We start from the raw sequence: 25,529 nt of genomic DNA, 5'->3' as shown, positions 1-25,529 counted from the left end.
GCAGAACATGCAAGGCGATCTGGCCCCCCTCCGCAACGTCGCCGCGTTGCTTGAAATGGTCGATCAGTTGCAGCACCGCAGCGTCACCCTTCCGGGGATCGGTGTTTTCTTCGGGCGGCATGGCGCGGGGAAGACTTCGGCAACGACCCTGGCCGCGAACGAGTACAACGCGCATATCGTGCAGGCCAAGAGCACCTGGACGCGCCAGCACATGGCCGACGTGCTGCTGGAAGAGCTGGAGATGAAGGGGGTGCGCGGCACGCTGCCCCGCAAGGCCGACGCGATCAGCCGCGCCCTGGCGCTCTCAGACCGCCCGCTGATCATCGACGACGCCCAGTACCTGATGAAGTCCGGCATGATGGACGTGGCCCGCGACATCTACGAGGGCTGTTTCACGCCGCTGATCTTCGTGGGCGAGCCTGACTTCGAGGCGAACCTGACCAAGTGGCCGAACATCTATGACCGGGTCTTGGTCAGTACCGAAACACTGCCATGCAACGCGGCTGATGCGGGTCACCTGGCGCGCATCTATTGCGCCGGGATCGAGGTTTCACCTGACGCGATTGATGAATTGCTGCGCCTGACCGATGGCAGCGCGCGCAAGCTGAGCGTCAACTTCGAGAGGATCCGCGAGGCGGCGCGACGGCGGGGGCAACGCCAGGTCGACACTGATTTCCTGTCGCTGGTGAAGCTCCACGGGATCGGCGGGGCAATCAGCGCGCAGACCGGCACCCAGCGCAAACGGGGGGCAGCATGAGCGACGACTTCCGCAGCCCGATGGAGCGTGACGCCTGGCGTAAGGTCGAAGGGCTGGCCGAGTTCCATTGGAAGGACCTCGAAGAGATGAACATGTGCGCCGAGACTGCGCAGAAGTTCATGCGTCGCTGGGCGCGCCTTGGGTGGATCCGGGTGTCCCGCAAGGACGGCCATCGCAAGATCTACGTCAACGCGGCGCGGGCGATCCCCGTCGTGCCGTCGGTCAAGGCCGACCCGACGCCCGAGGGAAACATGTGGCGCGCCATGCGCCGCATGCCGAACTTCACCCCGACCGACCTGGCGGCGCACGCCAACGCGGGCGGGGTCGAGGTCACCGTTGAGAAGGCTCGCTCCTATTGCCGGTCCTTGCTGGCGGCGGGCTATCTGAAGGTGCGTGAGACCGCGATCCCTGGAAGACGTCAGCCGCGCTACCAGCTGATCCGCAACACCGGCCCGCAGGCCCCCGTGGTTCGCCGGGTCAAGGGCTTGATGGACCCTAACGAGGATGCCTTCCAGCCGTTGACCGGAGGGACATCATGAGCGCCCTGGAGAAAGCCCGCACCGGCTGGGGCGCGGAGATGCCCGCCTGGATCCGCGAGTTGGCCGAGGAATGCGACCGTACCAGCCAGAACAAGGCGGCGCTCCGGATCGGGCGCAGCGCCTCCCTGGTCTCGACCGTCCTGGCCCGGACCTACACCGGCGACATGGCGGCGGTCGAGGAGCGGGTCCGCGGCGCCCTGATGGGCGAGACGCTGATCTGCCCGGTCCTTGGCGAGATCGACAAGAAGGTCTGCCGCGACTGGCGCGGGCGCTCGACCTCCTTCTCGTCCCGTAACACGCGCGCGGTGCAGATGTTCCGCGCCTGCAATCGCTGCCCCATGAACAAGGAGACCAGGAATGCCTGACACCCCCATGACTGAGGCCGAGATGCTGGCCAAGGCTGGCTCTGCCATCGCCAAGATCGACCGCAGCGGTCAGCGCGGCGCTTCGATGGTGACGATGGAAGAGACCATCGCGATGGCCGCGCTGATCGAATGCCTGGGCGCAGGCCCGGTCTGCCAACGGGCATTTCACGAGGCGCAGGTCAAGACCGCGGACGCTGCCCGGGCGGCGGGAGTGGCGCTGTGAGCCGCTTTCCGCCTCCCGAACCGCACGCAATCCACTGCAGCAACCCGAACCGCCACGATTACTGGACCTGTCCCGGTTGCTACACCGATCTCGGCAACGTCGGGGTGGGCGATCAAGTCTGCCCGACCTGCGACCGCCCGATCCGCTGCACCGTCGAAATGGAGGCAGCGTGCCATTGCTCGCTGATCGAAGCACAAGAAGAGGAAACAGACCTATGACCGAGCAGAACATCCCGGGTGTCATCGACATCGATGGCACCCCGCACATGAAGGACGCCAAGGGGCGGCTGCAGCCGCTCTCGACCGTCAAGGCACAGGACCAGCTGCAGGACGAGGTGGTTCGCAAGGTGATCGGCTACGCCAAGGAACTGAGCTGCCAGGTCAGCCGGTTCAAAAACCATACCTTCGAGGATCTCTCGGGCTTCGAGGCGCTGCTGGCGCAGGAGTACGGTGAGACCAAGGGCGGGGCGAAAGGCAACAAGACCTTCATGAGTTTCGACGGCACGATGAAGGTGCAGGTCCAAGTGGCCGACCAGATCGACTTCGGCCCCGAGCTTCAGATCGCCAAGGATCTGATCGACGAGTGCTTGAACGAATGGGCGGCGGATGCCGGCGACGAGTTGCGCGCGGTCGTGACCCGGGCCTTCAATACCGACAAGGCGGGCCAGATCAACCGCGCCGAGATCTTTATGCTACTGCGCCTGGAGATCGCGGACGAGCGCTGGAAACGGGCGATGGAGGCGATCCGGGATGCCATGCGCGTCGTCGGTTCCAAGACCTATGTCCGGTGCTACCAGCGCGACCACGGCGAGGCGCCCTGGGAAGCCATCACCATTGATTTGGCCAAGGCGTGAGGGGGAGTGAGATGTCCACCTGTCGCGCAGGAGCAATGGGGGAAGCGTTGTCAGTCGCGCTTCGCAACTGCTTTGCGCATTGCGCCCCTTATGTTCAGCTGCGGATTGGCCGCACATATCGCGGTGAACGCCGGCACGACATCCGTGCCTCCACGCCCCAATTGGCTGCCTTCCAAGAATGCGTCGAAGGCCACCCTCGCTTCGGAGTGAAACGTCGAAGGTGCGGCTTTGTAGGCGATCAGCGCCAAGCAGTTCTCGCTAAGGATTTTATCCGCGTCGGCCCAAGCGATTGCCGGCAGAAATGTGAGAACGGAGGCAAAGACAAAGCGCATTTTCTCAATCTCTCAATTGTACAAAAGCGCAATCGAGACTGCCGTGCGTTTGTTCCACTGTCAATTCGGAGGGCGTTGCCATGACCAGCGCCCTGATCCGCACCATCCACGTCGGTTGCCGCCAGCTCGGGATCGACGCAGAAACCCGGCAGGATCTGCAGTTGCGCCTGGTGGGCAAGGCCAGTCTTTCGGAGATGTCCGACGATGAGCGGAAGCGCATCCTGGATGAACTGAAGGCGCGGGGGTTCCGGCCATCTTCGGGCAAGCGCCCCAAGGCGCCGCGCGCGGATCTGCGGCTGGTTCATGTGCTCTGGGCGAAACTGGGCCATGCGGGCGAGCTGAAGGACCCGACCCGCAAGGGGCTGAACAAGTTCATCCAGAAGAGGTTTGGCGAGGCCTGGGGCTTTGTCCCGGCCGACATCGACGGCCTGCGCGATCACGACAAGATCGACGCGGTGCTGCAGGCGCTGATCCAGTGGGGCAAACGCGCGAAGATCGACTTCGACTGGTCGAGGATCGGAAAATGAAAAAGCCGCGCCACAGGGTCACCGACCATGCCGTCTTGCGCTACCTGGAGCGGGTGCAGGGCATCGACATCGAGGCCCTTCGGCGCGAGCTGGGCGCGCGGATCGACGCGGCTTGTGAGGACTTTGAAGGCATGTGCGCCGTCAATATCGAAGGCATCTCGTTTCGCCGGAGCCAGAACGGCATTGTCACCACTTGCTTCGAGCAGAACCGCCCCGACAAGGGTCACAGCGGCCCGCCCCGGAAACGCGACATCGAATGACCGACCCGGTGGCATATCCCCGCCACCCGGCGCACCTGGACCCCTATATCGAGGTCCTGGGGCCGCGCATGGCCGTCAGCTTCCTGGTCATGTTTGGCGGCTCGCCTCTTTATTTTCCCGACGATCCCCGGGGCCGCAGTGCGGCCGAGCAGCTGATCGGAGCCGACAAGCTGCGGGCGCTGGGGGCGCGCATGCGCTCAAACCTGACCGAGATCCCGATGCCCAAGAACTGGCTGATCCGCGCACTGCATGCGGAGGGGCTGACCGTCGGGCAGATATGCCGTGCCCTTAAGACCAGCAGCACCAACGTCAAGCGCACCCTGCGCGAGGCAGGGGCCAGCAAGCCCCCTTCCGATCCCGATCAGCTGTCGCTGTTCTGACAACCTTCCCAATGTAGACACCGGTTTCAACCCGGCATTCTGACCCCGTTCAACGGGGGTGTCAGATGTCCACGAAACATGACGTGCGCCGGATGGCCGAGGAGATCGTCGCGCGAGAAGGCGGGTTCGTGAACGATCCCGACGATCCGGGCGGCGCGACCAAATACGGCGTCACCATCCACACGCTGCGCAATATCCCCTGGGGGGATCTGGACGGTGACGGCGACATCGACGTGATGGACGTGCGCGCGCTCTCGCAAGAGCATGCCGTCACGATCTTCGAGGAGCGCTACTTCTTCGGGCCGCGCATCGACGAGTTGCCCGAGGCCCTGCGGGCCACCGTCTTCGACATGTATGTCAACGCGGGCGCGAACGCCGTGAAAATCCTGCAGCGCTTGCTGTGCGAAATGGCGCCGCCCGAGATCGCCATCGATGGCGTCATCGGCCCGCAGACCATCGCCGCCGCGAACCGGGCATGGGAGCGGGCCGGGGAGCACCTGGTGGATGCCTACGGGATCGAGCGGCGCAATTTCTATTTCCGGATCGCTGACCGCCGCCCAGCAAGCCGCAAGTACGCCCGCACTCGCGCGGGCGGCAAGGGTGGCTGGATCAAGCGCGCCGAGGAGTTCATCTCGCCTGAGTACCACATGACCGATGCGCAGTTTCAGGCGCGGGTGGCGGTATGGGGCTGATCCAGCAACTCCTCACCACGCTCTTCGGTGGTGACCGGAACGCGGTGCGAGAGATGGCCGAGGTGTTCCGCGTCAACGCTGAGGCGGCATCGAAACGCGGCCATGACCTGGACAGCGCGGCGCTGGACCAGTTCGCGGCCGAGTTCTGCCGCCGGACACGCCGCACCTGGTGGGACAGCCTGATCGACGGCCTCAATCGCCTACCGCGTCCGTTGCTGGCGCTCTGGGCGCTCTGGGTGCTGGTCTGGACCCCCTATGATCCGGTCTTCATGGCGCAGGTCTTTGCCGCCTGGGCCGTGATCCCGCAGAGCGTCTGGGCTGTGATCCTGGTGATCGTCACCTTCTTCTTCGGTGGGCGCCAGCAGGTGAAGGGCCTCGACTTCCAGCGCGACGTGGCGGGTCTCCTGACCCAGACGCAAGCCGTCCTGAAGAGCCGCGACAGCCTGCGCGCCCTCGATGCCGGCGAGACGCCCCAAGCCTCCGCTCCCGTGCTTTCCGACAATCCCGCCCTCGATGCCTGGCGGGCGTCGAAGTGATCCAGAAAGGACCCGCCTTGTGACTGCCACCGATCTACTCGACATGTCCCTGAAGGCCATCCCGATCCTGCTTTCACTCACCGCCATGATCGTGGCGGTGATCCGCACCCGGCGGTCCGAGGTCGATGAACGGTTCAAGGCCGGGTCCGACCGTATGGACCGGCACGAGGGCCGGATCGCGCGCGTCGAGCAAACCATCAGCGGCATGCCCTCCAAGGATGATGTCCACAGCATCCAGCTGAGCATCGCCGAGATGAGCGGGTCGCTGAACCGGATGGAGGCCGTGATCGGGGGCAATGCGCAGATCATGCAGCGGCTCGAAACCATCGTCAGCCGCCACGAGGACCACCTTTTGAACGACAGGAACCGGCCATGAGCTACGCCGAAGAACTGCAGCAACACGCCCGCCTGGCGATCCTGCGGATGCTGGAGGACGCGCCGCGCTACACCTCCAACGTCTCGATCATGACCGATCTCCTGCCGCGCTTCGGGATCACCTATTCGCGCGACCAGGTGGTGACCGAGCTGAGCTGGCTGGCCGAACAGGGCATGTTGACCACCGAGGAGCTGGCGGGCGGGTTCATCGTTGCCACGGCCACCACGCGCGGCGTCGAGATCGCCCAGGGCATCGCCAAGCATCCCGGCATCCAGCGTCCCCGGCCGGGGAGCTGACATGCCGCCGCCAAAGAAGCTGGACCTGATCCCGGAGGAGCTGCGCCGCTGGCTGGCCGAGGAGCTGCGCGACCGGGGCTTCGCCGACATCGTCGATGTCACCGAGGCGCTGAATTTCCGTCTGCAGGAGGCCGGGCTTGAACTGTCGGTCGGCAAGACGGCCGTGGGCGATTTCTCGAAGGCGCTGAAGGATCAGCGTGAGGCCTTCGCGATCGCCGAGACCCTGCTGTCGGACCTGGACATCGAGGCCGAGGGCGAGCTGCACAAGGTGCTGATGCAGATGATCGCCACCAGCGCGGTGCATCTGATCCGGGAGGTGCGTGACAAAGGCGAGAACCTCGACCCGAAAGAGCTGATGAGCCTTGGCCGAATGCTGAAGGACCTCATGAGTAGCTCGGGCATGCGCGAGAAGCTGCTGGCGGACGAACGCTCCCGCGTCGCGCGAGAGGCACGCGAAGCGGCCCAGGCGGAAATGGACGAGGCGCTGGAGGCCACGGCCACCGAGGCCGGGCTCTCGGCCGAAATGCTCGACCGGCTGCGCAGGGGCGTGCTGGGGCTGCGGACATGAATCGGTCGCGTGAACAGATCGACGCGATCCTGCTGGTTGGCGACTACCACTGGCGCAGGGGGTCGAAGTGGCGTGCCGCGCTGGCCTGGTGCCTTGGCCGCCGCGAGGTTTTTGTCACCCATCTGGGCGATGTTGCCAAGGTGAGCTGGTGGCGGGGCGAACCATACCTGGTCACACTCAAGGAGGCGTCATGACCGAGCCACTGCGCGCCATTGTCCTCACCGACCGGCGAGAACATCGCCGCAGAGCTGATTGCGGCTCAATCTGGATCGCGCCTTGCGAGGAAGGCGAGGAGGCCGCGCTCTGGTTCGTCTGCCCTTGCGGGTGCGGCCAGATCAGCCGGATCACGGTCGGCCACCGGCACAAGCCCAAGGCGCATGGCGCGACCTGGCGTTGGAACGGCTCGCGCACTGAGCCGTCCCTGCACCCCTCGGTCAACGTCCACCGCAACGAGACCTGCGTTGGCTGGCACGGCTGGCTGCGGGATGGCTACTGGGAGGTGGCGTAATGCCATACCGTGGGCTCGGCGAAGGAACTTTGGTTCGGAAAGGCGCTCTTGCACAGCGGACATTTCAAATCGATTGCTTTCCAACTCCCCTGCAGAGGAATGAGCTCACGAGTGCGGTTGGCGCAGATTGGGCAAATGACCTCCCAATCTTCATCCACTCGAAGGTCTTCCCGCAAGCGGAGAACACGACCTCCTTGTGGAAGCGTGAATGGCGCGTAGTTGGACAATTTTTCTCGTGTTTCATCTTCACGTTGGAAATGAAGCTGCAAAGCTTGAAGCTTTGTAACGACTTCCAAATTAGCCATCCTCGCTTGCATCAGTTGTTCTGCGAGTTCGCCAACGAGAGCTTGAAGTTCCGTGTCGCTGGCGTTTTGGGACCCGTCAGAAAAGAGCTTCTTGACGCGCTGTGCTACGTCAAGAGCGCCCCTGAGTGTCTTGGTGCTCTGGCCCGCTACTTCGATAGCTTCGCCGATTTGTTGTGGGTCGAATTCCATTCACGTCTCCAATCTTTGGAATCAATTGTTCGGAGCATGGGAGCCTTCTGGTACCTGGACAAGGCCCGCGCCGCATGACCCAGCCCGTCCTCTCCCGCAATTCCGAGGAGCTCCCCACCGACCTGCCGCGCGGCGGGGACATCCCGGCGGATCTCGACCCGCTCGCCGAGGGCATCCTCATGGAGCACCAGAAGACCTGGCTGGAAGACCAGTCGGATCTGAAGGTCTGCGAAAAGGGACGCCGGACGGGGATCACCTTTGCCGAGATGCTGGGCTGCACCCTGGTTGCCGCCGGGTCGCGTTCGGCCGGCGGGCAGAACTGCTTCTACATCGGCGATACCAAGGACAAGGGCCGCGAGGCCATCGGCTACGTCGCGCACTTCGCCAAGGTGGTGGCTGGCGAGCTGGGGCAGGTCGAGGAGTTCCTCTTCGAGGACCAGCAGCCCGACGGCACGACGAAGCAGATCGCCGCCTACCGTGTCCGCTTCGCCTCCGGTTTCCGGGTCGAGGCCCTGTCGTCGAACCCTGCCAACATCCGCGGCCTTCAGGGCACCGTGGTGATCGACGAGGCGGCGTTCCACCGCGACGTGCGCGAGGTCATCGACGCGGTGAACGCCCTGCTGATCTGGGGCGGCAAGGTACGGGTGATCTCCACCCACAACGGGCATCTGAACCCGTTCAACGAACTGATCCGCGAGGCACGGGCAGGCAAGAACGGCTTCCACGTTCACAAGTACACTTTCGGCGACGCGGTGTTGAACGGCCTCTTCAAGCGGGTCTGCCTGATGATGGGCGAGACGTGGTCGCAGAAGGCTCAGGACGCCTGGGAAGCGAAGATCCGCAGCTCCTACGGCGCGCGCGACGCCGCGATGAAGCAGGAGCTCGACGCGATCCCCTCGGAGATGGCCGGCGCCGCGCTGACCCGGGTGCAGATCGAGGCCTGCCTTGTGGAGGGCGTGCCATTCGAACGCTGGCACCAGCCGGACGCCTTCAAGAACGCGCCGGAGGAACAGCGCAAGGCCGAGACCCTGGCCTGGTGTGAGGAACACCTGAAGCCAGCTCTCGACGGCCTGGACCCCAAGCGCCGCCACAACCTGGGCGAGGACTTTGCCCGCACCGGCGACGCGACCGACATCGTGATCCTGGAAGAGGGGGAGGACCTGCGCCAGCGCTGCAGGCTGATCGTCGAGATGCGCAACATCCCCTTCGGCCAGCAGAAGCAGGTCTTCTTCTACATCGCCGACCGTTTGCCCCGCTTCATGAAGGGGGCCGTCGACAAGACCGGCAACGGCGCCTACCTCGCCGAGGAGGCTGCCATGCGCTACGGCAGCCGGATCGAGGAGGTGAACTTCAGCCGCGAATGGTACGCTGCGGAGATGCCCTCCTACATCGAGGCTTTCACTGACCGCACCATCGAACTGCCCAGGCACGCCGACGTTCTGGCCGATCACCAGGCGCTGCAGTTCGTCGACGGGATCATCCGCGTGCCGCGCGATTTCCGCTTCAAGGGATCGGACGGGCTGGATCGTCACGGCGACAGCGCAGTGGCCGGGGCGCTTGCCTGGTACGCCAGCCGGCAGACCGGCACCGAGATCGCCTACCAGCCGGTGACAGAACGCCGGGACGGTCCCGACGACAGGGACAATGACCGGCCCTGGTGGCGCCAGCCGCTGGGCGCGCGCCTGCGCGGTGGCGTTTTTTGACAAGGAGTGACCAATGACCCAACTGGTCGATCAATGGGGCCGCCCAGTCCGTAAGCGCGAGCTGACGCGCGAAGTGGCAGGCCCCTCCCTGACAGGCGTGCGCTCGCCGCTCACGGGCTATCCCGGCGACGGGCTCGATCCGCGCCGCTTGGCGAACATCCTGCGCGAGGCGGACGAAGGGCATCCCGAACGCCAACTGGAGCTGGCCGAGGCGATGGAGGAGCGCGACCTGCACTATGTTGGAGTGCTGGGGACGCGAAAGCGCTCCGTCACGCAGCTCGACATCACGGTCGAGGACGCCAGTTCGGACGCGACGGACAAGCGGATTGCCGAGGAACTGCGCACCTGGCTCCTGCGCGACGAGCTGGGGGAGGAACTATTCGACATCCTGGATGCCATCGGCAAGGGCTACAGCTTCACCGAGATCATGTGGGACAACTCGATGGGGCAGTGGCAGCCGTCCTACCTGGAGCAACGGGATCCGCGATGGTTCCGCTTCGACCAGGGCGATCTGCGCACCCCCATGCTGATCGGCGAGAACGGCCAGGACGAACCTCTGCCCGCCTACAAGTTCATTCATCCCCGCATCCGGGCAAAGAGCGGGATCACGCCCCGGTCTGGGATTTGCCGGGCCGTGACCTGGGCCTATCTCTTCAAGATGTACACCCTGCGGGACTGGGCGATCTTCACCCAGACCTACGGTCAGCCCCTGCGCGTGGGCAGATATCCGGTGGGAGCCTCCGAGGATGACCGGAACACGCTGTTCCGGGCTGTGGCGAACATCGCCGGCGATTGCGCCGCGATCATGCCCGAGGGCATGGAGATCGAGTTCGTGGAAACCGGCAATGTCGGCGCTTCTGTGGATCTCTACGAGAGCCGGGCCGACTGGCTGGACAAGCAGGTCTCGAAGGCCGTCCTGGGCCAGACCGCGACCACCGACGCCGAGGTCGGCGGGCTGGGGTCCGGCAAAGAGCACCGCATGGTGCAGGAGGACATCGAGCGGGCGGATGCCAAGGCGCTCTCCGGGGCGCTCAACCGCGACCTCGTGCGGCCTTGGGTGGATCTGAACTATCCCGGGCATGGCCGATACCCCCGGATCGTCATCGCCCGCCCCGAGGCCGAGGACCTGGTCAAGTGGATGCAGACCGTGGGCGCGGCAGTGGACCGCGGGCTGGCCGTCTCGGAGGACGATGTCTATTCCAAGCTCGGCCTGCGACGGCCCGCTGAGGGGGCCAAAATCCTGCGTCCCGGGGGGCAGAATGCGCCGCAGGTGCCCGGTCAGCCGGGGGCGGGGGACAGAACCCCTCCTGAGAGCGCCGTTAAATACCCATTTAATACCCTCGCCGCTCTTTCGGCGACGGAGGCCCGTGACGAGACGAAAGACCCCTCAGCGGGCGACACAGCGCCTCTCGACATTGCGGTCGATCGACTGACCGAGGAGGCCGCGCCCGAGATCGAGGTGATGCTGGGGCAGATCGAGGCGATGATGGGCTCGGCCGAGAGTCTGGAGGAGCTCCGCGAGATGCTGCTCGGGGCGTACCCCTCGGTGTCGCAGGGTGCCCTGGCAAAGGTCCTGGCGCAGGCGTTCATCGCGGGTGACCTGGCAGGGCGCCTGATGGCCGGGGACGATGATGGCTGATCTCGCCGCGAGCTTTCGGAAGCCGTTCAAGGAACAGGTGGCGGCCTTCCGGCTGCGCCTGGGCAAGCAGGTGCCCACGGCCAAGTGGGACGATCTGTGGAAGGCGCAGCACGACCGCGCCTTCATGGTGGCCGGTGCTGCTAAGGCGGATCTGCTGGCGGACCTTGCCAAGGCCGTCGAGAAGTCCATCGCCGAGGGCACCAGCCTGGAAGAATTCCGGCGTGACTTCCGGCAGATCGTCGAGCGGCGCGGCTGGCATGGTTGGACCGGGGAGGGCACGAAGAAGGGCGAGGCCTGGCGCACCCGGATCATCTACCAGACGAACATGCGCACCAGCTACGCAGCCGGGCGGCACGCCCAGCTGGTCGAGGGCGGGTTCAAATACTGGGTCTATCGCCACGGCGGTGCGCTGGAACCACGCGAGCAGCACCTTGCCTGGGACGGGTTGATCCTGCCGGCGGATCACCCGTTCTGGGCCACGCACTATCCCCCGAACGGCTGGGGCTGCAGCTGCTATGTTGTAGGCGCCCGCTCGTTGCGGCAGGCGATACGCCTCGGGGGCAACCCAAAGGTCACGCTGCCCGAGAACTGGAGGGATCTGAACCAGAAGACCGGCGAGCCGGATGGGATCGATCGAGGCTGGGGCTACGCGCCGGGCGGCAGCGTGGTCGACGAGCTGCGCAAGCAGATCCGGCGCAAGGCCAATGCCCTGCCCGAGGGATTGTCCACGGCGCTGACCAAAGATGCCGCCGACCCGCCGTCGCCATCCGTGCCGCCTCTGCGACCGGCGACGTCCCTGAAGGATGCGGCGGTGCTGGTGGTGGAAAGCGGGCTGGCCGAGAAACAGGTTTCTTGGCCGGGGAAGGTGAAGCTCGATGCGGTCAACGAGGTGATGCAAACGCTCTGGGAGCTGAAAAACCGCTTCGATATGGTACCGTTGCAGGCCGTGGGCTCCGCGAAGGTCATAGCCACGGCAACCGGAGGAAGGCTCAAGCCTTCGCCGAACGCCAGTGCTTGGTACGCTCCCGGATACAAGGTCATGGGCTGGAACAGGGTCGGGCTGTCCAGGGAACCCTGGTATGCGCCCGAGGCACAAGCCAAGAGACTGGAGGCCTGGGCAACGGCGCATGCGAAGGCGGTTTCGAACCTGCCGGATGGTCCGGCCCGCCGCGCGGCCGAACGCGCAACATGGCAGCACACAGTGGTGATCGGGGGCGACGACTATCCACGCTCCGTGGCCATTCACGAGACCGGTCACCAGTTCCACTTTTCCCATTGGGAGGCGGTGAACGCAGCGATTGAAGGCTGGGATCGCGAGGGGTGGAACTTCGCGGTTTCGATCTACGGGTCGACAAACTTCAAGGAGTTTGTCGCTGAGAGCTTCGTGCTGTATATGTTGGGGCCGGAGCATCACGCCCGGATCAAGCCCGAGCTGCTCGCTCTGTTCAAGGCAAGGGACCGCCAGAATGTCTGACGTCACGCAGCAGATCATGGACCTGATCAACGCGGAGCCACTGCCGGCAGATGCGGAGGATCGCTTGTCAGTGCTGATCGAGCAGTTGCCGGAGGAAGACCGGGACATGGCACGCGCTACCTGGTCGGAGGCGCTGTTCACGGCGCGGCAGTCCGCAGGTTTCGATCCCGCCGCACCAACGGTCGAACTGGATCTCTGAGCCGGCATGATCACCGTCGATGTCACCACGGACACGCTGCGCCCCGCCCTGGCCGAGGCGGAACAGGCGCTTTCCGACCTGACGCCGCTCCTTCAGGACATCGGCGAATTGATGGTCGAGCGGACGAAGGGCAATTTCAAGACTGGCACAGCGCCGGACGGCACGGCCTGGGCACCGCGTAGCCAGACAACGCTGGACGCCTATGCCGCGCGGGGCGACACGCCGAAAGGTGGCCCGCTGGTCGGGGTGACACGCGCCCTTTCGACCACGATTGCCTATGAGGTTGCGCCGGGGCACGTCGACTGGGGATCAAACATGATCTACGCCGCCGTGATGCAGTTCGGCGCGGCCCGGGGGCAGTTCGGTGCGCGCATCGGCAAGGATAAGAACGGCCGCGACTACTTCATGACGATCCCCTGGGGCGACATTCCGGCCCGGCCTTTCGTAGGCATCGGTCCCGAGGATGAGACGGCTCTCCTGGAGACCATTGAAGAGTATCTTCAAGACCTGGTCGAAGACTGATCTTCCGCGCAACCTTCCCAATGTAGCGGGGGCGTGTTGGCGGGCATTTTGCCCTCATGAACACGCGTCCCGATATCTCGTCCTTCGAGGCGGTGGCCCTTTCGCTGGAAGGCGAGGCCCCGCCCGACTGGATCCAGCTCCTGCCCGCGCCGGGCAAGAAGTTCCGCTCGATCGATGGGCGGGGCCCCTGGTTCTACGACAGCGCCGAGGAGCTGATTGCAGCCAGCACCGCCTCCGGTGAGCGGATCTTCATCGACGTGAACCACGCCACCACGCGCTCCGCCCCGAAGGGTGGCGATGCGCCGGCGGTGGGCTGGATCGAGGAGCTTCAGGGCCGTCCGGACGGTATCTGGGGCCGTGTGACCTGGAACAGCAAGGGCGCCGAGCTGATGGCGGACCGCGCCTATCACGGCATCTCGCCGGTGATGTCCTTCAACAAGGCCACCGGCAAGGTGGCGCGGATCTTCCACGCCTCCCTGACCAATACCCCCGCCCTGGGTGGGGCCATCGCATCCCTTTCCGAGGAGACAGACGACATGAACATGGCCGCAATCGCGAAGGCTCTGGGCCTCGCGGAAGATGCCGGTGAGGACGCGATCCTCGCCGCCATCTCGAAGCTGAAGAAGGGCGCGGAGAAGCCCGCCGAGCTCTCCACCCTGGCGCTTGCGCTGGGGGCCGAGGAGGGCGCCAGTGTGGCGGAACTGACCGTCCTGGCCAAGGCGGCCGTGGCGAATGCCGGCGACGCCGACGAGGTGGCCGAACTGACCCAGCAGCTGGGCGATCTGCGCGCCGAGCGGTGGCTGGACCAGAAGGTGGCCGAAGGTCGCGCCATCGATGCGGAGCTGCGCGCGGAACTGTCGGCGCTCTGGATCGACAATCCCGAGCGCGCGGAGAAGCTGGTTAGCCGGCTGCCCAAGCTCTCGCGGACCCACACCGCCAATCCCGCCCCGAAGGGCGAGGCGATCACCGAACTGAGCGCCGACCAGAAGGTGGTCGCTGACCAGCTCGGGGTGTCCCACGAGGACTTTCTTGCGCAGCTGAAGGCTGACGCGGGCGAAGAGGAGGCAGCCTGATGGCCGCACTGACCGCAGACCGCAACACACCCCGTTTCGAGGGTGACATCCGCCAGGGCGATGTTGCCGCCTCGACCCTGATCTATGCCGGCGCGCTGGTGATGCGGGATGCCTCGGGCAACCTGGTCGAGGGCCAAACCGCCACGGGCATGGTCGGCGCAGGCCGCGCCGAAGAGCGGATCGACAACTCCGCAGGATCGGCGGGTGACCTGACCTGCGATTACCGCCCCGGCATCTACCGCTTCGCCAACTCGGCGGCGGCGGACGAGATCACCAAGGCCGAGATCGGCGACGTCTGCTACGCCGTCGACGATCAGACCGTTGCCAAGACCGATGGCACCTCCACGCGCTCGCCCGCCGGGCTGATCGAAGGTGTCGACGCCAACGGGGTCTGGGTCCGCCTGGACGAGGCCCTGACCGCCGCAGCCGCGGCCTGAGAGGAGACCTGACATGCTCATCAATGCCGCAAACCTGAACAGCCTTCGCGTCGGGTTCTCCGGGGCCTTCAAGAACGGCCTGGGCATGGCGCCCAGCCAGTGGAGCAGCGTCGCGACCGAGGTTCGTTCCTCGCAGACCAGCCAGAAATACGGCTGGCTGGGCCAGATGCCGAACGTCCGCGAGTGGATCGGGCCGCGCGCCGTCCAGAACCTCGAACAGCACGATTACTCCATCGAGGAGAAGGGCTTCGAGCTGACGGTCGGGGTCAAGCGCCGCCATGTCGAGACCGACAACCTCGGGATCTACGCGCCCATGTTCACCGAGATGGGGCGCGCCACCGGGGCCAAGAAGGACCAGCTGATCTATTCCCTGCTGAAGGCCGGGTTCACCACAGAGTGCTACGATGGCCAGAACTTCTTCGATACCGACCACCCGGTGAAGGACGAGAATGGCGACGATATCTCCGTTGCCAACACCGACGGCGGCTCCGGCACGCCCTGGTTCCTGCTGGATACCTCGCGCGCGCTCAAGCCGCTGATCCTGCAGATCGGCAAGGAATTCAAGTTCGTTTCCAAGGACCGCGAACAGGACGACAACGTTTTCGACAACGCTGAGTTCGTCTACGGCGCCGACGGCTACATGAACGCGGGTTTCGGCTTCTGGCAGATGGCCTGGGGGTCCAAGCAGACCCTGAATGCCGCCAATTACGCAACGGCGCGCGCCGCGCTCTCGGGCATGAAGGGCGACTACGGCCGCCCGCTGGGCCTGATGCCGAACCTGCTGGTGGTGCCGCCCTCGCTGGAAAGCGCGGGCCGCAAGATCCTCAACTCCGAGTACGCCTCGGGTGGCGAGACCAACGAGTGGAAAGGCACCGCCGAACTGCTCGTCGTGCCCTGGCTGGCGTGAGGGGTGAGGCATGACCCGCGAGGAGCTTGACGCGCGCGCCGACGAACTCGGGATCAACACCAACTCGCGCTGGAAGGACGAAACGGTGGCCGAGAAGATCGCCGAGGCAGAGGCGGCGCTGGAGGCGAAGGATACCACGCCGGGAGGGGCCTTCGACGGCTCCGGGCCGGTGCAGGGGGCGGGCGAAGGCGCCGCCCCCATCAAATCCTCCGACCCGGAGCAGCCGCCCGAAGGCGTGCTGACCGTCGTCGGCCCCAAGAAGGGCCGCAGGCGCATCAATCGACACTTTACCCCCGAGCCGGTGAAGATCCCCCTTGCCGAGCTGAGCGATGACGAGATCGCCATGCTGGCCGATGATCCGAAACTTACCCTGTCCGGTCTGCCTCAAGACTGACACCGCGCGCCGTGCCGGAGGGGGCGCGGCGGGCCACTTTCCCGGCGGTTGCGCCCCCGCGCCGCCGGGGCTTTCCACCCCTGTTGAACGGTCCTTCACATGCCCTACTGCACCCAGCCAGATCTCGAAGAGCGCTACGGCACCCAGCTGCTGATCGACCTGACCGACCGGGGCGAGCTGGCCACGGGAACCATCGACACCGACACCGTAACCCGCGCGATCTCCGAGGCGGACGCGCTGATCGACGGCTACGTCAAGGGCCGCTACACGCTGCCCTTCGCTGTGACGCCCGACCCGATCCCCAAGATCAGCCGTGAGATCGCGATCTACACGCTGCATGTCTACGAGCCGAACGAGAAGATCGTCCGCGACTATCAACAGGCCATCAAGACGCTGCAGGAGATCGCCAAGGGCAACGTGATCCTGGACGCCGACGGCGTGACCCCCGCGGAGACCGGGGCAGGCGGCGTACGCGTCAACGATCGCGAGCGGCCGTTCACGGCCGAGAACCTCAAGGGCTTCATCTGATGCTGTCCGAGGTCAAGGCACGCCTTGAGGCGCAGGTTCCAGAGCTGGACGGCCGGGTCGGTCTCGCCGCCGAGTTCACCGCCATCCTGAAGGACGGCCGTGTTCCGAGCGGCGGCGTGAACGCCTATGTCCTGCCCGGCACGACCACGGGCGTGCCCGCCCAGACGATGGGCGCCGGTCTCTTCATCCAGCCGGTGCGGCGCGGCGTCTCCATCGCCACCTTTGTGCAGTCGACCGACGCGCGCGGCCAGCGCGCCCTGGGCCGCCTCGATGACTTCCTGGCCGACATTCAGAGCGCAATCTGCGGCTGGGCGCCGGGGGGCGAGGTCGGCGTTTTCGAACTCTCTGCCGAGCGCCCGGCACCCTCGCAACGTGGACTGATGGCCTTTGTCACCGAGTTCCGCATCAACGACCAGCTGAGGATCACCACATGACCAGGCTCCCGCAGTCCGGAGGCAGCTTCACCCGCACCGAGAAGGGCGCGCTGAAGCAGACCGTCAAGCCTCCGAAACCCGCGCCACGTCCCAAGCCCGAACCGGCAGAGCCTGCAAAGAAGGAGGCCTGATCCATGCCGATGTACTTCCGCAAAAAGGTCATTCTGGCCAAGATCGAGACCACCTACGGCACCGATGCGGCCCCCACGGGCGCGGCCAATGCCATCCTCGCCTCCGAGATCAGTATCCAGCCGATGCAGGGCGCCGATGCCGACCGGGGCCATGACACGCCTTACCTCGGCGCCAATGCCACGATCCCCTATGATCTGCATGCCGTGATGAGCTTCAAGGTCGAACTGGAGCCTTCGGGCACCGCGGGGACTGTCCCCGCCTGGGGACCGCTCATCCGCGCCTGCGGCTGTGCCGAGACGGTGACCCCCGGCACCTCGGTGGTCTACAACCCCGTCTCGGACAGTTTCGAGAGTGCCACATTCTACCTGCACATCGATGGGCATCTGTTCACCCTGACCGGGGCGCGCGGAAACTGCGACATCACCATCAACGCCAGTGGCATCCCGGTGCTGGAGTTCAACTTCACCGGCCTCTGGACCAAGCCCGCCGCCGGCACGCTGCCCACGCCCGACTACAGCGCCTGGCAGAAGCCCCGCGTCGCGTCGAACACCGCCACGCCGCTCTTCACCATCGACAGCGAGGAAATGGTGATGCGCAGCTTCAAGCTGGGACTGGGCAACCAGGTGGAGGGGCGGTTCCTGGTCGGCGCCGAGGAGATCGTGATCGTCGACCGGTCCGACATGATCGAATGCCAGGTCGAGGCGGTGGCCGTTGCGACGCTCGATCCCTGGGCGCTGGCCCGCGACCAGACTTCCGTCGCGGTGGCCCTGACCCACGGCACCGGCGCCGGCCGCATCGCGGCGCTCTCGGCGCCGACCTGCCAGATGCAGCGCCCCGGCAACCCGACCGAGGCTCAGGGCATCATGGAATGGCCGCTCAACCTGGTCCCGTTGCCCGGTTTGGGCAACGACCAATGGACCCTCACCCTGACCTGACGGAGACCCCCAATGGCATTTCGCATCGCTGAAGAGCGTGTGTTCACCCGCACCGTCCAGACCGCCGATGGACAGGACTTTCGCGCCGAGTTCGTCATTCTGCCCGACGACGAGATGGGCGAGGTCAGCGCGGAGGGCGTCGAGGGCGAGAAGGCCGTCATGCGCAAAATCGTGCGGCGCCTCGATGACATCGAGGGCGAGGACAAGAAACCGATCCTGTATTCACCCGAACTGCTGGAACGGGTGATCGGCTTTGCCGACCTGCGGATCGCGCTCCTGCGTGCCTACAACGAAGGTCGGATCGAGGCCCGCCGGGGAAACTGAAATGGGCCGGGCGCGCGCTGATCGAGGGGCATTTCTCGGACCAGTCCGGCCCGGCCCGACAGATCGACCAGGACGCGGCGTTCTGGGGCATCCCGCCCGAACTCTTGCGGACAAAGGATGCACAGGAGGCGCTCTGGCCCGAGCATGTCGCCGCGCTGGAGGCCTTTGCCGTGGTCAGCGGCCAGTGGCGGATCGAGCCGCGCTTCGGTGCCGCGACCCGCTGGCTGGGTCTGGACTACACCGCCGCGGAGGCCGGGCTACGCCTGGCCGGGATCGATGTGACGCCCGACCTCTGGGCGGACATCCGGCAGATCGAGCAGGGCGCCAAAGAGGCCTTGAACCGGGATTGAATGGGGGGTGACATGACGCTGAACATGCATGCGCGCCTCACGGCCGATGGCAAACAGGCGCAGGCGGAAATCGGCAAAACCGCGCAGGCGGCGGGCCATCTCGGCGACGAGATCGAGGAAGTCGGCCGCAAGGCCCCGCGCGCGAACCAGGCGACCTCGGCCTTTGCCGGCGGTGGTTTGCGCCAGATGTCCATGCAGTTCAGCCAAGTCGCCCAGCAGGGCGCGGTGACGGGGAATTACCTGCAAGCCCTCGCGGTCCAGGCTCCTGACCTTGCGCTTGGCTTCGGCACCGTTGGCATTGCTGTTGGCGCACTTGTCCCGATCCTCTTCGGACTGTCGCAAGGTCTGTTCGATGTGGGGGAAGAGGCAGAGGATCTCACTGACCAGCTGGACGCGCTGGAGGCTGCGGTCAAGAAGTTCCAGAACGCATCCCGTGATGGCGCCCTTGGTCTCACCGATCTGCGCGACGAATACGGTGCTCTGACCGATGAGGCGCAGGCTTTCTTCGAGATCCAGCGCGAATTGGCCAGGATCAGTGCGCAGCAAGCTTTCGGCGCGGCGATGGGCGGGCTGGCTGACGCCTTCAGCCTGGGCAGCGCCCTCGGTCTCAGCCCTCGGCAGGTGGCTGACCAGGCAAAGGCCTTGCGCGATGCGCAGGCCGAACTGGACAGGTTGAACGCGGGGGTCGGCGAGTTCTCCGACAAGCAGATGGTGGCCGCAATCCGGCGCACAAAGGAGCTTCGCAAGGAGATCCGCGACTTGCGCGATGTTGGCCGGGCCATCGACCAGCTCGCTGAAAAGTTCAACATCTCGGCTGAAGCGGCCACTGAGTTCGCCAAACTGTTGTCAGAGGTCGATGCCGCAAAAGGTCCCGAGGAACAGGCCGCCGCCGCGCAGAAGCTCGCTCAGCATCTTTACGATGCCACGGATGGTCTGAAGGGCGCCGACAAGGAGACGATCTCACTCTACCAGAACCTGCTGGATGTCGTGAAATCGGGTCTGGATTTTGCCTCTCTAGACCTGTCGTCGGGTGTCGGAGCCGCTGCCGATGAGGCCGCTCGCCTGGCTGACAACCTGGCACGCGCGTCACTTGCGGACACGATGGCCCGGAACATGGCCGGTGCCGCCGCTGCTGATGCAGCCCGACGCTTCAACGAGAACCTCCCCAAGGGGATGACGACCGGCACCGGGATCACCTTGCTGGACCTGGAGTATGGCGACTGGACGCCACCGGGCGGCCCGCCCCGGGAGCCAAGGCGATCCAGCGGGGGCGGGCGCTCCGCCAAAACCGAACGCAACGCCGTCCGCGACCTGATCGCGGCTAAACAAGAGGAACTGGACCTGCTGCGGGAGAGCGATCCGATCCAGCAGGAGATGATCCGGCTGCGCGAGGATCTGACCGGTGCGACGGAGGGCGAGATCCGGGCTGTGGCTGGCCTGATCACCAAGATCCAGGCGGAAGAACTGGCCAAGGCCCAGGCTGCAGAAACCTCAGAGTTCTTCCGCACCAGCATGTCGGATTTGATCCCTGACCTGGTGCGTGGCGGTGACGATGCGGCTTCGGCCTGGCAGCGGTTCGGCCGGGCGCTGGAAGACGCTGCCTGGCAGGCGCTACTGCTGGGTGAAGGCCCGCTGATGGGGCTGGTCAATACGCTCTTCGGGATCTCGGGCGGCGGCGGCGGTGGGCTGCTGGGATGGATCGGCGGGCTGTTCGGCTTTGCCGAAGGCGGCAGCCACGAAGCGGCTGGAATGCACTACGGGCTGGGCGGACCGAAGTCCGACAGGATCCCGATCATGACTTCCGCCGGCGAGTTCACCGTCAACGCGAAGGCTACGCAGAAGCACCGCCCGTTGCTGGAGGCAATCAACGCCGGCGCGCCGATCCCGGGTTTCGCGGAGGGCGGCGCGCATGGTGGTGGCAGCTACAGCCCGGCACCGGTCGAGGTGCAATTCGAGCTGATCGACCAGACGGAGCGGGGCTTGAAGATAGAACGCCAGGAGCGTGGTGACGGACGTCAGCCCGCCTTCGTCGCTTCCGACATGGTCGATGAGGCTATGAACCTGCCCGGAGGCAAGGCCCGCCGCAGCCTGCGCCGCAAGGGGCTGCGCGATCCGATGGTGCGCACATGACGGTTCCGACATGGCCCTCCGAACTGCCCCGGCCGCTCCGCAGTGCCTACGCCGAGACGCCGCAGGACAACCGCCGCCGCCGCGCCGCCGAACACGGTGTGCCACGCTATGCCCCGCGCTATTCCGCGGTGCCCGCTCTGGTGCAGCTGACCCTGTTGCTCGATCCGGAACAGCAGGGCATCCTCGACCGGTTCTACCGGGCCGACCTGGCCACCGGGACGTTGCCATTCTGGATGCCGGACCCGCGTCGCGACGGATTGCCGTTGCTGGATACAGACGGCACTCCGCTGCTCTTCGAGGACGACACGCCGATCCTGGGCGAGCGCGTGATGCTCTGCCTCTGGGGTGATGAACCCCCTCTTAAAGGCCCCGTTCGCGGGACCTCCGTTGACTATTCCTTTGCCGTCTACGACCTGCCATGAGCCGTTCTGTTTCCATCACAGCCCGCCGCCACGACGAGGCCCTCCACTCCGACCAGGTCGAAGTTCTGCTGATGCAGTTCGAACATGCGGACCTGGAAGCGCCAATCCGGATCTCGTCTGACGCGACCCGTTTGTCGGTTGATCCGCTGCTCTACGGCACGCGGTCGACCTGGAACGGTGCCGACCCTGAGACCGAGCCTTACGAGTTCGCATTCGCCAGCTACCAGATGCCCGGCGACCAGGAGGATGCGCCGGCCGCGGCACGCGTCATTCTCGACCTCTTCGATGATACTCTGGTCAAGAAGTTGCGCTCGACCATCACCCCGGCGACGGCGCACCTGGCCGTGGTCTATGCCGCGTCCCCGGATTCGGTCGAGATCGAGTACCGGGGTCTTGAAGTTCCGGACTTTTCCTATGGTGAGCAGCTCGTAATCACCTCCGCCCGCCGGGCCATCGAGGAGCGGGGCGTGCCCCGCGACCTGATGACCAAGGATCGCTTTCCGGGGCTGTTCCGGTGAGTTGCTGGGCGGTCAAATACCTTGGCATTCCTCAGCAGGATCATGGGCGCACGCGCGATGGCGCCGATTGTTGGGGGCTGGTGCGCCTGGTCTATGCCGGCGAACTGGGGATCGAGCTTCCGAGCTATACCGAGGTCTGTCCGGATCTCGCGGAGCGCGCCGAACTTGGCGCGCTGATCACCGGTGAGCGGGACAAGGGGCCCTGGCGCGAGGTGGACGAAATCGCCGCCTTCGATGTGCTGCTCTTCCGCATCGGCCCGCATGCCACCCATGTGGCCGTCGCCGTCGATGACCGGGATATGCTGCATATACACGGGCACAGTGAGAGCTGCATCGTTCCGATCCGGGAAGCCATGTGGCGCAAGCGCTTGGTGGGAGCCTACCGCTACGCAGGGCCTGCGCCGGTGCGGGTGATCGCTGCACGCGGGATGCTGCCCGACCAGATGCGCCAGAGCTTCGAGCTGGCACCGACGCTGACGATCGCACAGATCGTCGACCAAGTGTTCCCCGGCGCTCCTGAAAGCGTGTTGAGCCGGGTGCGCGTGACGATGGCGAGCGGGTGCGATTGGCATCCCGTGCCGCGGGCCTGGTGGTCCCGCGTCACGCCGCATGCGGGGACTGACGTTGCCCTGCGTCTGGTGCCGGGTGATCCTTTCGGCATCGCAATCAATGCGGCGCTCTGGCTGTCTGCAAACACTGGGCTCGGGACGTTGGCTATCAACGTCCTGGCCTACGGCGGCGCACTGGCGGTCACTGCTCTTGGTGCCGCTGCCCTGACTTCGCTGATCCCTTTGCCGGAAATCCCAGACGGTCCAGGCAACCCGGAAGCGGACTATGCCATTTCGGGATGGCGCAACCAGGCGATCCCCGGCGAGCCAGTCCCGATGCCGATGGGCCGGGTGCGCGTCGCACCGGTCTTTGCCATGCAGCCCTACCAGGAGATTGTCGGTGACGACCAATACGTCCGCGCGCTGTTCCTGTTTGGTTACGGGCGGCTGGACATTTCGGATCTCCGCATCGGCGATACGCCGATCGATGCCTTCGACGCTGTCACCTGGCAAGTGCGCGAAGGGGTAGAGACGGACGATCCGGTTTCGATCACCCCCGTCCAGGTGCTCGAAGAACCGGAGCGCGTCGAATTGGTCTACACTTGGCCGAAAGACGCGCAGGGCAATGACGACAAGAGCGGCAGCCGCCAGGAGCAACCTGTCGTGCGTACCACGGCCGGCAATGCGATCCGGGCCAGCGTGATCTTCAACTTCCCGGGCGGTCTCTACCGGGTCAATGACGATGGCGATCGCAAGGCGCAGAGCGTCACGATCCGCATTCGCCATCGCGAAAAGGGCACCGTCACATGGTTGGATGTCGACACGCTCGAATACCGTGAAGCCAAGGGTGGCGGGTTTTTCCGGCAGTACTCCTGGGGGCTGCCGTCGCGCGGCACCTGGGAGATCGAGGTCACACGGCTCAGTGCCAGCGACGCGGACGCCAAGCGGTCGCGCACGGTGTTTCTCGCAGCCGTGCAGTCCTTCCGGCCGGAGTACCCGATCAACCTGGACCGGATGAATGCGCCGCTGGCGCTCATTTCGCTCAAGATCCGAGCTACGCATCAACTGTCTGGAACACTCGACAATGTAAACGCTCTGGTAGCGCGGTACGCCCCGGAGTGGGATGGCGAGACTTGGAACCAGGCGCTGACCCGTAACCCCGCCTCGGCCTACCTCATGGCGCTGCAGGGACCGGACAACCCCGAGCCGGTTCCGGACGGGGAGATCGACTGGGACGCGCTGGCCGAATGGCATGAATTCTGCGTTGCCAAGGAACTGCACTACGACCGCGACCAACGGCGTTGGGAAAGCCTGTTGGACCGCCTGACGGCCATCGCCGCCGCCGGAAGGGCCAGCCCTTGGCACGATGGCGCCAAGTGGTCGGTGATTTTGGACCGCCAGCCTGCGCGCGAGAGGACCCATATCGCGCCACGCAACAGCCGGAACTTCCAGGGTCAGCGTTCTTTCCTGCGCACGCCGGATGCCATCCGCGTGCGTTTCAAGGACGAAGAGAACGACTATCTCGACGGAGAGATCGTGGTGCCCTGGCCGGGCAAGAGCGCGCCTTTCGACCTGGTCGAGGAGTGGTCGAAACCGGGTAAGACCAATGCCACGGAAATTGCCCGCGAAATCTATCGCGACATGCTGGTGGTCGAGTACCGGCGCGACCGCTGGACCGTCGAACGCGACGGTGCGGTGCGTGTGGAAACGCGCGGCGACTGGGTTTGGCTGACCCATCCCGTCCTGGACAGCGCCCAGGCATCGGCCCGGGTGCTTTCGGTCCAGGACGCGCTCATCATCCTCGACGAGGTGGTGACGATGGAGGAGGGGCGGAATTACGCGATCCGCTTCCTGGACTTCGACGAGACGGACCCGGTCGGGCACTCTGTGCTGAGCGCGGTGCAGACCGTGCCGGGTGAGACGCGGACATTGCATGTCACCGGCGCCGATGTTCCGGAAGCTGGCGCGATCGTCCTTTTTGGACCTGCATCGGACGTGTCCGAGCGAGCGTTGGTTCTGGACATCGAGCCGGGTGAGGATTTCTGGGCGACGGTCACCCTGACCAATGCTGCCCCCGAAATCGATGAACTGACCGATGCCTATGTGCCAACGACCTGGTCTCCCATCGTGGGGCAGATCGTAGACACGGGCGTCGACCCGCTGGCGCCGGTGTTCGCAGGCGTGCAGACCACGGCCGCTGCAGGCGAGTACGGAAGCTCGGCACGGACGCTCCTTGTCAAATTGGCCCAGGCCGCCGACGAAGTCGCCTATGTAGGCTATTACGAACTGGACCACCGGCTACAGGGCGCCGGTTCCTGGACTACGGTCGATGTCTTCACCTTCGCGAGCCTCAGCTACGATCACGACGATGTGGTCGAACTGCGCGCGAGGGCTATCGACTTCGAAGGGGACGTCGGTACCGACACATCGGTAATAACTTTCACGGTCGGGTCCGATACAGCGGCCCTGGCCGCCCCGATCGACCTGGAGAGCGTCACGGTGACGGCGGGCCTGGGTGTTGTCGATATCTCGGTCGTGGTCGGGGATGGGAACACAGCCAGTGTGCAGATCTTCCGCACCGAGGAAGGTGAGACCTTCGATCCCGTCGCGGATGCGCTCGGTGCACCAGAGACGGAAACGGAGGTGGACTTTCTTGGCCAGCCTGTGTCCTCCGGTCAGCCCGTCTCCTACATCGATGGCGACACCACCCGCACGGACCTGGTCGGGGCGACCTGGACGCAAAGCGGAGGCTGGAACAGTGCAACGCTACCCTCCACCCACACGCCGGGCACGGCGGACACGCTGGACCAGGCATTCGCCTTTGTCGCAGGCGAGACCTACCGCATCGCGGTCACCGTCTCCGGGCGAACTGCCAGCAGCTTCGACGTGCGCCTGACCGGCGGCACTGCGGTGGTCAGTGATCTCATTACCGAGAACGGTGTGACGCTGATCAAGCTGACGGCCCTGAGTGGCAACAACAACCTGCGGATCAGCTGCTACGGCGGGTTCGACGGCACGATCGAGGCCGTCCAGATGCTGCGGGAAACCGCGGGTTGCGCCCCGCAGGGCAACTTCGAGTACCGCTTTGCGGCCCTGAACAGCGACGGCATCGGCTCGGCCGTGTCGTCGGAATTCACAGTTACAATCGTCTGAG

37 protein-coding genes are annotated in these 25,529 nt (G+C 65.4%); 35 read left to right on the top strand and 2 right to left on the bottom strand.

Annotated elements, in window-relative coordinates; all coding sequences use genetic code 11:
- Positions 1-7 precede the first annotated feature (7 nt).
- The 6 genes from ACQY5B_RS15265 to ACQY5B_RS15240 are packed head-to-tail and all read left to right on the top strand — an operon-like array spanning position 8 to position 2,737.
- Positions 8-757 carry an AAA family ATPase gene (locus tag ACQY5B_RS15265; RefSeq protein ID WP_069210629.1) on the top strand — a complete coding sequence of 250 codons (750 nt, stop codon included), beginning with the start codon at positions 8-10 and terminating at the stop codon, positions 755-757.
- The gene (locus ACQY5B_RS15260; RefSeq protein ID WP_069210630.1) at positions 754-1,296 is read left to right on the top strand and encodes a hypothetical protein; all 543 of its coding nucleotides are present in this window, start codon (positions 754-756) and stop codon (positions 1,294-1,296) included. The genes ACQY5B_RS15265 and ACQY5B_RS15260 overlap by 4 nt, the downstream gene beginning before the upstream one ends.
- Positions 1,293-1,661 (top strand): hypothetical protein, encoded by a 369-nt coding sequence (locus tag ACQY5B_RS15255; RefSeq protein ID WP_420324609.1) that lies wholly within the window; start codon positions 1,293-1,295, stop codon positions 1,659-1,661. Before ACQY5B_RS15260 ends, ACQY5B_RS15255 begins: the two co-directional genes overlap by 4 nt.
- Entirely contained in the window at positions 1,654-1,884 is a 231-nt protein-coding gene (locus ACQY5B_RS15250; RefSeq protein ID WP_420324610.1) for a hypothetical protein, read from the top strand. Before ACQY5B_RS15255 ends, ACQY5B_RS15250 begins: the two co-directional genes overlap by 8 nt.
- The gene (locus ACQY5B_RS15245) at positions 1,881-2,102 is read left to right on the top strand and encodes a hypothetical protein (RefSeq protein ID WP_420324611.1); all 222 of its coding nucleotides are present in this window, start codon (positions 1,881-1,883) and stop codon (positions 2,100-2,102) included. The genes ACQY5B_RS15250 and ACQY5B_RS15245 overlap by 4 nt, the downstream gene beginning before the upstream one ends.
- Positions 2,099-2,737, top strand: coding sequence for a DUF3164 family protein (locus ACQY5B_RS15240; protein WP_069210633.1), 639 nt, complete (start codon positions 2,099-2,101; stop codon positions 2,735-2,737). The genes ACQY5B_RS15245 and ACQY5B_RS15240 overlap by 4 nt, the downstream gene beginning before the upstream one ends.
- Before the next feature lie 50 nt (positions 2,738-2,787).
- On the opposite strand, the gene ACQY5B_RS15235 is transcribed toward ACQY5B_RS15240, so the two are convergent.
- On the bottom strand, positions 2,788-3,069 hold the full coding sequence (locus tag ACQY5B_RS15235) for a hypothetical protein (RefSeq protein WP_420324612.1): 282 nt from the start codon (positions 3,067-3,069) through the stop codon (positions 2,788-2,790).
- A gap of 80 nt (positions 3,070-3,149) precedes the next feature.
- Between ACQY5B_RS15235 and ACQY5B_RS15230 the strand changes: the two genes are divergently transcribed.
- From ACQY5B_RS15230 to ACQY5B_RS15185, 10 genes are all read left to right on the top strand, one after another.
- On the top strand, positions 3,150-3,596 hold the full coding sequence (locus tag ACQY5B_RS15230; RefSeq protein WP_420324613.1) for a gp16 family protein: 447 nt from the start codon (positions 3,150-3,152) through the stop codon (positions 3,594-3,596).
- Positions 3,593-3,856: a hypothetical protein gene (locus ACQY5B_RS15225; protein ID WP_420324614.1), complete on the top strand. Its 264-nt coding sequence runs from the start codon at positions 3,593-3,595 to the stop codon at positions 3,854-3,856. The genes ACQY5B_RS15230 and ACQY5B_RS15225 overlap by 4 nt, the downstream gene beginning before the upstream one ends.
- On the top strand, positions 3,853-4,236 hold the full coding sequence (locus ACQY5B_RS15220) for a hypothetical protein (RefSeq protein ID WP_420324615.1): 384 nt from the start codon (positions 3,853-3,855) through the stop codon (positions 4,234-4,236). Before ACQY5B_RS15225 ends, ACQY5B_RS15220 begins: the two co-directional genes overlap by 4 nt.
- A 65-nt stretch (positions 4,237-4,301) precedes the next feature.
- Positions 4,302-4,928, top strand: coding sequence for a holin-associated N-acetylmuramidase (locus ACQY5B_RS15215; RefSeq protein WP_420324616.1), 627 nt, complete (start codon positions 4,302-4,304; stop codon positions 4,926-4,928).
- Positions 4,919-5,464 (top strand): 3TM-type holin, encoded by a 546-nt coding sequence (locus ACQY5B_RS15210; RefSeq protein ID WP_420324617.1) that lies wholly within the window; start codon positions 4,919-4,921, stop codon positions 5,462-5,464. The genes ACQY5B_RS15215 and ACQY5B_RS15210 overlap by 10 nt, the downstream gene beginning before the upstream one ends.
- 43 nt (positions 5,465-5,507) lie before the next feature.
- A complete protein-coding gene (locus ACQY5B_RS15205) occupies positions 5,508-5,840 on the top strand; it encodes a DUF2730 family protein (RefSeq protein WP_424976257.1) in 333 nt (110 codons plus the stop codon).
- Entirely contained in the window at positions 5,837-6,136 is a 300-nt protein-coding gene (locus ACQY5B_RS15200) for a VpaChn25_0724 family phage protein (protein WP_420324619.1), read from the top strand. The genes ACQY5B_RS15205 and ACQY5B_RS15200 overlap by 4 nt, the downstream gene beginning before the upstream one ends.
- Position 6,137: 1 nt before the next feature.
- Positions 6,138-6,704: a phage protein Gp27 family protein gene (locus ACQY5B_RS15195; protein ID WP_420324620.1), complete on the top strand. Its 567-nt coding sequence runs from the start codon at positions 6,138-6,140 to the stop codon at positions 6,702-6,704.
- The gene (locus tag ACQY5B_RS15190; RefSeq protein WP_420324621.1) at positions 6,701-6,898 is read left to right on the top strand and encodes a hypothetical protein; all 198 of its coding nucleotides are present in this window, start codon (positions 6,701-6,703) and stop codon (positions 6,896-6,898) included. The genes ACQY5B_RS15195 and ACQY5B_RS15190 overlap by 4 nt, the downstream gene beginning before the upstream one ends.
- Entirely contained in the window at positions 6,895-7,212 is a 318-nt protein-coding gene (locus ACQY5B_RS15185; RefSeq protein ID WP_420324622.1) for a ubiquitination-like system serine protease family protein, read from the top strand. Before ACQY5B_RS15190 ends, ACQY5B_RS15185 begins: the two co-directional genes overlap by 4 nt.
- On the opposite strand, the gene ACQY5B_RS15180 is transcribed toward ACQY5B_RS15185, so the two are convergent.
- A complete protein-coding gene (locus ACQY5B_RS15180; protein ID WP_420324623.1) occupies positions 7,194-7,706 on the bottom strand; it encodes a hypothetical protein in 513 nt (170 codons plus the stop codon). The genes ACQY5B_RS15185 and ACQY5B_RS15180 overlap by 19 nt on opposite strands.
- Positions 7,707-7,780: 74 nt before the next feature.
- Here ACQY5B_RS15180 and ACQY5B_RS15175 point away from each other — a divergent pair, with 74 nt between their 5' ends.
- The 19 genes from ACQY5B_RS15175 to gpJ all read left to right on the top strand — a co-directional run bounded on the left by ACQY5B_RS15175 (position 7,781) and on the right by gpJ (position 25,528).
- Positions 7,781-9,409 (top strand): hypothetical protein, encoded by a 1,629-nt coding sequence (locus ACQY5B_RS15175; protein ID WP_420324624.1) that lies wholly within the window; start codon positions 7,781-7,783, stop codon positions 9,407-9,409.
- A 13-nt stretch (positions 9,410-9,422) separates the two neighbouring features.
- Positions 9,423-11,048 carry a DUF935 domain-containing protein gene (locus tag ACQY5B_RS15170; RefSeq protein WP_420324625.1) on the top strand — a complete coding sequence of 542 codons (1,626 nt, stop codon included), beginning with the start codon at positions 9,423-9,425 and terminating at the stop codon, positions 11,046-11,048.
- Positions 11,041-12,522, top strand: a complete 1,482-nt coding sequence (locus ACQY5B_RS15165) for a phage minor head protein (protein ID WP_420324626.1) — start codon at positions 11,041-11,043, stop codon at positions 12,520-12,522. The genes ACQY5B_RS15170 and ACQY5B_RS15165 overlap by 8 nt, the downstream gene beginning before the upstream one ends.
- Positions 12,515-12,721: a hypothetical protein gene (locus ACQY5B_RS15160; RefSeq protein WP_420324627.1), complete on the top strand. Its 207-nt coding sequence runs from the start codon at positions 12,515-12,517 to the stop codon at positions 12,719-12,721. Before ACQY5B_RS15165 ends, ACQY5B_RS15160 begins: the two co-directional genes overlap by 8 nt.
- Positions 12,722-12,727: 6 nt before the next feature.
- Positions 12,728-13,243: a phage virion morphogenesis protein gene (locus ACQY5B_RS15155; protein WP_420324628.1), complete on the top strand. Its 516-nt coding sequence runs from the start codon at positions 12,728-12,730 to the stop codon at positions 13,241-13,243.
- Between the two features lie 56 nt (positions 13,244-13,299).
- Positions 13,300-14,316 (top strand): phage protease, encoded by a 1,017-nt coding sequence (locus ACQY5B_RS15150; protein WP_069210652.1) that lies wholly within the window; start codon positions 13,300-13,302, stop codon positions 14,314-14,316.
- Positions 14,316-14,753, top strand: a complete 438-nt coding sequence (locus ACQY5B_RS15145; RefSeq protein WP_420324629.1) for a hypothetical protein — start codon at positions 14,316-14,318, stop codon at positions 14,751-14,753. The genes ACQY5B_RS15150 and ACQY5B_RS15145 overlap by 1 nt, the downstream gene beginning before the upstream one ends.
- A 13-nt stretch (positions 14,754-14,766) precedes the next feature.
- Positions 14,767-15,660 carry a Mu-like prophage major head subunit gpT family protein gene (locus ACQY5B_RS15140; protein ID WP_420324630.1) on the top strand — a complete coding sequence of 298 codons (894 nt, stop codon included), beginning with the start codon at positions 14,767-14,769 and terminating at the stop codon, positions 15,658-15,660.
- Positions 15,661-15,670: 10 nt separating this feature from the next.
- A complete protein-coding gene (locus ACQY5B_RS15135; protein WP_420324631.1) occupies positions 15,671-16,054 on the top strand; it encodes a hypothetical protein in 384 nt (127 codons plus the stop codon).
- Positions 16,055-16,153: 99 nt separating this feature from the next.
- Complete coding sequence (locus ACQY5B_RS15130; protein ID WP_420324632.1) at positions 16,154-16,582, top strand: gp436 family protein; 429 nt, start codon at positions 16,154-16,156, stop codon at positions 16,580-16,582.
- The gene (locus ACQY5B_RS15125) at positions 16,582-17,016 is read left to right on the top strand and encodes a phage tail terminator protein (RefSeq protein ID WP_069208285.1); all 435 of its coding nucleotides are present in this window, start codon (positions 16,582-16,584) and stop codon (positions 17,014-17,016) included. Before ACQY5B_RS15130 ends, ACQY5B_RS15125 begins: the two co-directional genes overlap by 1 nt.
- Positions 17,013-17,147 carry a hypothetical protein gene (locus tag ACQY5B_RS15120; RefSeq protein WP_305970447.1) on the top strand — a complete coding sequence of 45 codons (135 nt, stop codon included), beginning with the start codon at positions 17,013-17,015 and terminating at the stop codon, positions 17,145-17,147. The genes ACQY5B_RS15125 and ACQY5B_RS15120 overlap by 4 nt, the downstream gene beginning before the upstream one ends.
- A 3-nt stretch (positions 17,148-17,150) precedes the next feature.
- Positions 17,151-18,083, top strand: coding sequence for a phage tail tube protein (locus ACQY5B_RS15115; protein WP_420324633.1), 933 nt, complete (start codon positions 17,151-17,153; stop codon positions 18,081-18,083).
- 12 nt (positions 18,084-18,095) lie between these two features.
- A complete protein-coding gene (locus ACQY5B_RS15110; protein ID WP_305970449.1) occupies positions 18,096-18,407 on the top strand; it encodes a hypothetical protein in 312 nt (103 codons plus the stop codon).
- Positions 18,408-18,511: 104 nt separating this feature from the next.
- A complete protein-coding gene (locus ACQY5B_RS15105) occupies positions 18,512-18,757 on the top strand; it encodes a DUF1799 domain-containing protein (protein WP_420324634.1) in 246 nt (81 codons plus the stop codon).
- A gap of 12 nt (positions 18,758-18,769) precedes the next feature.
- Positions 18,770-20,887 (top strand): GumC domain-containing protein, encoded by a 2,118-nt coding sequence (locus ACQY5B_RS15100; protein ID WP_420324635.1) that lies wholly within the window; start codon positions 18,770-18,772, stop codon positions 20,885-20,887.
- A complete protein-coding gene (locus ACQY5B_RS15095; RefSeq protein ID WP_420324636.1) occupies positions 20,884-21,309 on the top strand; it encodes a hypothetical protein in 426 nt (141 codons plus the stop codon). Before ACQY5B_RS15100 ends, ACQY5B_RS15095 begins: the two co-directional genes overlap by 4 nt.
- Entirely contained in the window at positions 21,306-21,827 is a 522-nt protein-coding gene (locus ACQY5B_RS15090; RefSeq protein ID WP_420324637.1) for a hypothetical protein, read from the top strand. The genes ACQY5B_RS15095 and ACQY5B_RS15090 overlap by 4 nt, the downstream gene beginning before the upstream one ends.
- A complete protein-coding gene (gene gpJ / locus ACQY5B_RS15085; protein ID WP_420324638.1) occupies positions 21,824-25,528 on the top strand; it encodes a TipJ family phage tail tip protein in 3,705 nt (1,234 codons plus the stop codon). Before ACQY5B_RS15090 ends, gpJ begins: the two co-directional genes overlap by 4 nt.
- Position 25,529 lies beyond the last annotated feature (1 nt).

Source organism: Antarctobacter sp. (assembly GCF_965277915.1).
Classification (GTDB): domain Bacteria; phylum Pseudomonadota; class Alphaproteobacteria; order Rhodobacterales; family Rhodobacteraceae; genus Antarctobacter.
This window is presented reverse-complemented; position numbering and strand designations above follow the sequence as displayed.

Excerpts from the sequence above, each read along its gene's own strand:
- ACQY5B_RS15110 (WP_305970449.1), top strand. The coding sequence starts at position 18,096 with ATGGCATTTCGCATCGCTGAAGAGCGTGTGTTCACCCGCACCGTCCAG.
- ACQY5B_RS15210 (WP_420324617.1), top strand. The coding sequence starts at position 4,919 with ATGGGGCTGATCCAGCAACTCCTCACCACGCTCTTCGGTGGTGACCGG.
- ACQY5B_RS15195 (WP_420324620.1), top strand. The coding sequence starts at position 6,138 with ATGCCGCCGCCAAAGAAGCTGGACCTGATCCCGGAGGAGCTGCGCCGC.
- ACQY5B_RS15095 (WP_420324636.1), top strand. The coding sequence starts at position 20,884 with ATGACGGTTCCGACATGGCCCTCCGAACTGCCCCGGCCGCTCCGCAGT.
- ACQY5B_RS15240 (WP_069210633.1), top strand. The coding sequence starts at position 2,099 with ATGACCGAGCAGAACATCCCGGGTGTCATCGACATCGATGGCACCCCG.
- ACQY5B_RS15225 (WP_420324614.1), top strand. The coding sequence starts at position 3,593 with ATGAAAAAGCCGCGCCACAGGGTCACCGACCATGCCGTCTTGCGCTAC.
- ACQY5B_RS15090 (WP_420324637.1), top strand. The coding sequence starts at position 21,306 with ATGAGCCGTTCTGTTTCCATCACAGCCCGCCGCCACGACGAGGCCCTC.
- ACQY5B_RS15120 (WP_305970447.1), top strand. The coding sequence starts at position 17,013 with ATGACCAGGCTCCCGCAGTCCGGAGGCAGCTTCACCCGCACCGAGAAG.
- ACQY5B_RS15100 (WP_420324635.1), top strand. The coding sequence starts at position 18,770 with ATGACGCTGAACATGCATGCGCGCCTCACGGCCGATGGCAAACAGGCG.
- ACQY5B_RS15160 (WP_420324627.1), top strand. The coding sequence starts at position 12,515 with ATGTCTGACGTCACGCAGCAGATCATGGACCTGATCAACGCGGAGCCA.
- ACQY5B_RS15215 (WP_420324616.1), top strand. The coding sequence starts at position 4,302 with ATGTCCACGAAACATGACGTGCGCCGGATGGCCGAGGAGATCGTCGCG.
- ACQY5B_RS15130 (WP_420324632.1), top strand. The coding sequence starts at position 16,154 with ATGCCCTACTGCACCCAGCCAGATCTCGAAGAGCGCTACGGCACCCAG.
- ACQY5B_RS15230 (WP_420324613.1), top strand. The coding sequence starts at position 3,150 with ATGACCAGCGCCCTGATCCGCACCATCCACGTCGGTTGCCGCCAGCTC.
- ACQY5B_RS15180 (WP_420324623.1), bottom strand. The coding sequence starts at position 7,706 with ATGGAATTCGACCCACAACAAATCGGCGAAGCTATCGAAGTAGCGGGC.
- ACQY5B_RS15205 (WP_424976257.1), top strand. The coding sequence starts at position 5,508 with ATGTCCCTGAAGGCCATCCCGATCCTGCTTTCACTCACCGCCATGATC.
- ACQY5B_RS15125 (WP_069208285.1), top strand. The coding sequence starts at position 16,582 with ATGCTGTCCGAGGTCAAGGCACGCCTTGAGGCGCAGGTTCCAGAGCTG.
- ACQY5B_RS15220 (WP_420324615.1), top strand. The coding sequence starts at position 3,853 with ATGACCGACCCGGTGGCATATCCCCGCCACCCGGCGCACCTGGACCCC.
- ACQY5B_RS15155 (WP_420324628.1), top strand. The coding sequence starts at position 12,728 with ATGATCACCGTCGATGTCACCACGGACACGCTGCGCCCCGCCCTGGCC.
- ACQY5B_RS15255 (WP_420324609.1), top strand. The coding sequence starts at position 1,293 with ATGAGCGCCCTGGAGAAAGCCCGCACCGGCTGGGGCGCGGAGATGCCC.
- ACQY5B_RS15175 (WP_420324624.1), top strand. The coding sequence starts at position 7,781 with ATGACCCAGCCCGTCCTCTCCCGCAATTCCGAGGAGCTCCCCACCGAC.
- ACQY5B_RS15140 (WP_420324630.1), top strand. The coding sequence starts at position 14,767 with ATGCTCATCAATGCCGCAAACCTGAACAGCCTTCGCGTCGGGTTCTCC.
- ACQY5B_RS15190 (WP_420324621.1), top strand. The coding sequence starts at position 6,701 with ATGAATCGGTCGCGTGAACAGATCGACGCGATCCTGCTGGTTGGCGAC.
- ACQY5B_RS15185 (WP_420324622.1), top strand. The coding sequence starts at position 6,895 with ATGACCGAGCCACTGCGCGCCATTGTCCTCACCGACCGGCGAGAACAT.
- ACQY5B_RS15165 (WP_420324626.1), top strand. The coding sequence starts at position 11,041 with ATGGCTGATCTCGCCGCGAGCTTTCGGAAGCCGTTCAAGGAACAGGTG.
- ACQY5B_RS15170 (WP_420324625.1), top strand. The coding sequence starts at position 9,423 with ATGACCCAACTGGTCGATCAATGGGGCCGCCCAGTCCGTAAGCGCGAG.
- ACQY5B_RS15235 (WP_420324612.1), bottom strand. The coding sequence starts at position 3,069 with ATGCGCTTTGTCTTTGCCTCCGTTCTCACATTTCTGCCGGCAATCGCT.
- ACQY5B_RS15265 (WP_069210629.1), top strand. The coding sequence starts at position 8 with ATGCAAGGCGATCTGGCCCCCCTCCGCAACGTCGCCGCGTTGCTTGAA.
- ACQY5B_RS15115 (WP_420324633.1), top strand. The coding sequence starts at position 17,151 with ATGCCGATGTACTTCCGCAAAAAGGTCATTCTGGCCAAGATCGAGACC.
- ACQY5B_RS15145 (WP_420324629.1), top strand. The coding sequence starts at position 14,316 with ATGGCCGCACTGACCGCAGACCGCAACACACCCCGTTTCGAGGGTGAC.
- ACQY5B_RS15200 (WP_420324619.1), top strand. The coding sequence starts at position 5,837 with ATGAGCTACGCCGAAGAACTGCAGCAACACGCCCGCCTGGCGATCCTG.
- ACQY5B_RS15135 (WP_420324631.1), top strand. The coding sequence starts at position 15,671 with ATGACCCGCGAGGAGCTTGACGCGCGCGCCGACGAACTCGGGATCAAC.
- ACQY5B_RS15250 (WP_420324610.1), top strand. The coding sequence starts at position 1,654 with ATGCCTGACACCCCCATGACTGAGGCCGAGATGCTGGCCAAGGCTGGC.
- ACQY5B_RS15150 (WP_069210652.1), top strand. The coding sequence starts at position 13,300 with ATGAACACGCGTCCCGATATCTCGTCCTTCGAGGCGGTGGCCCTTTCG.
- ACQY5B_RS15260 (WP_069210630.1), top strand. The coding sequence starts at position 754 with ATGAGCGACGACTTCCGCAGCCCGATGGAGCGTGACGCCTGGCGTAAG.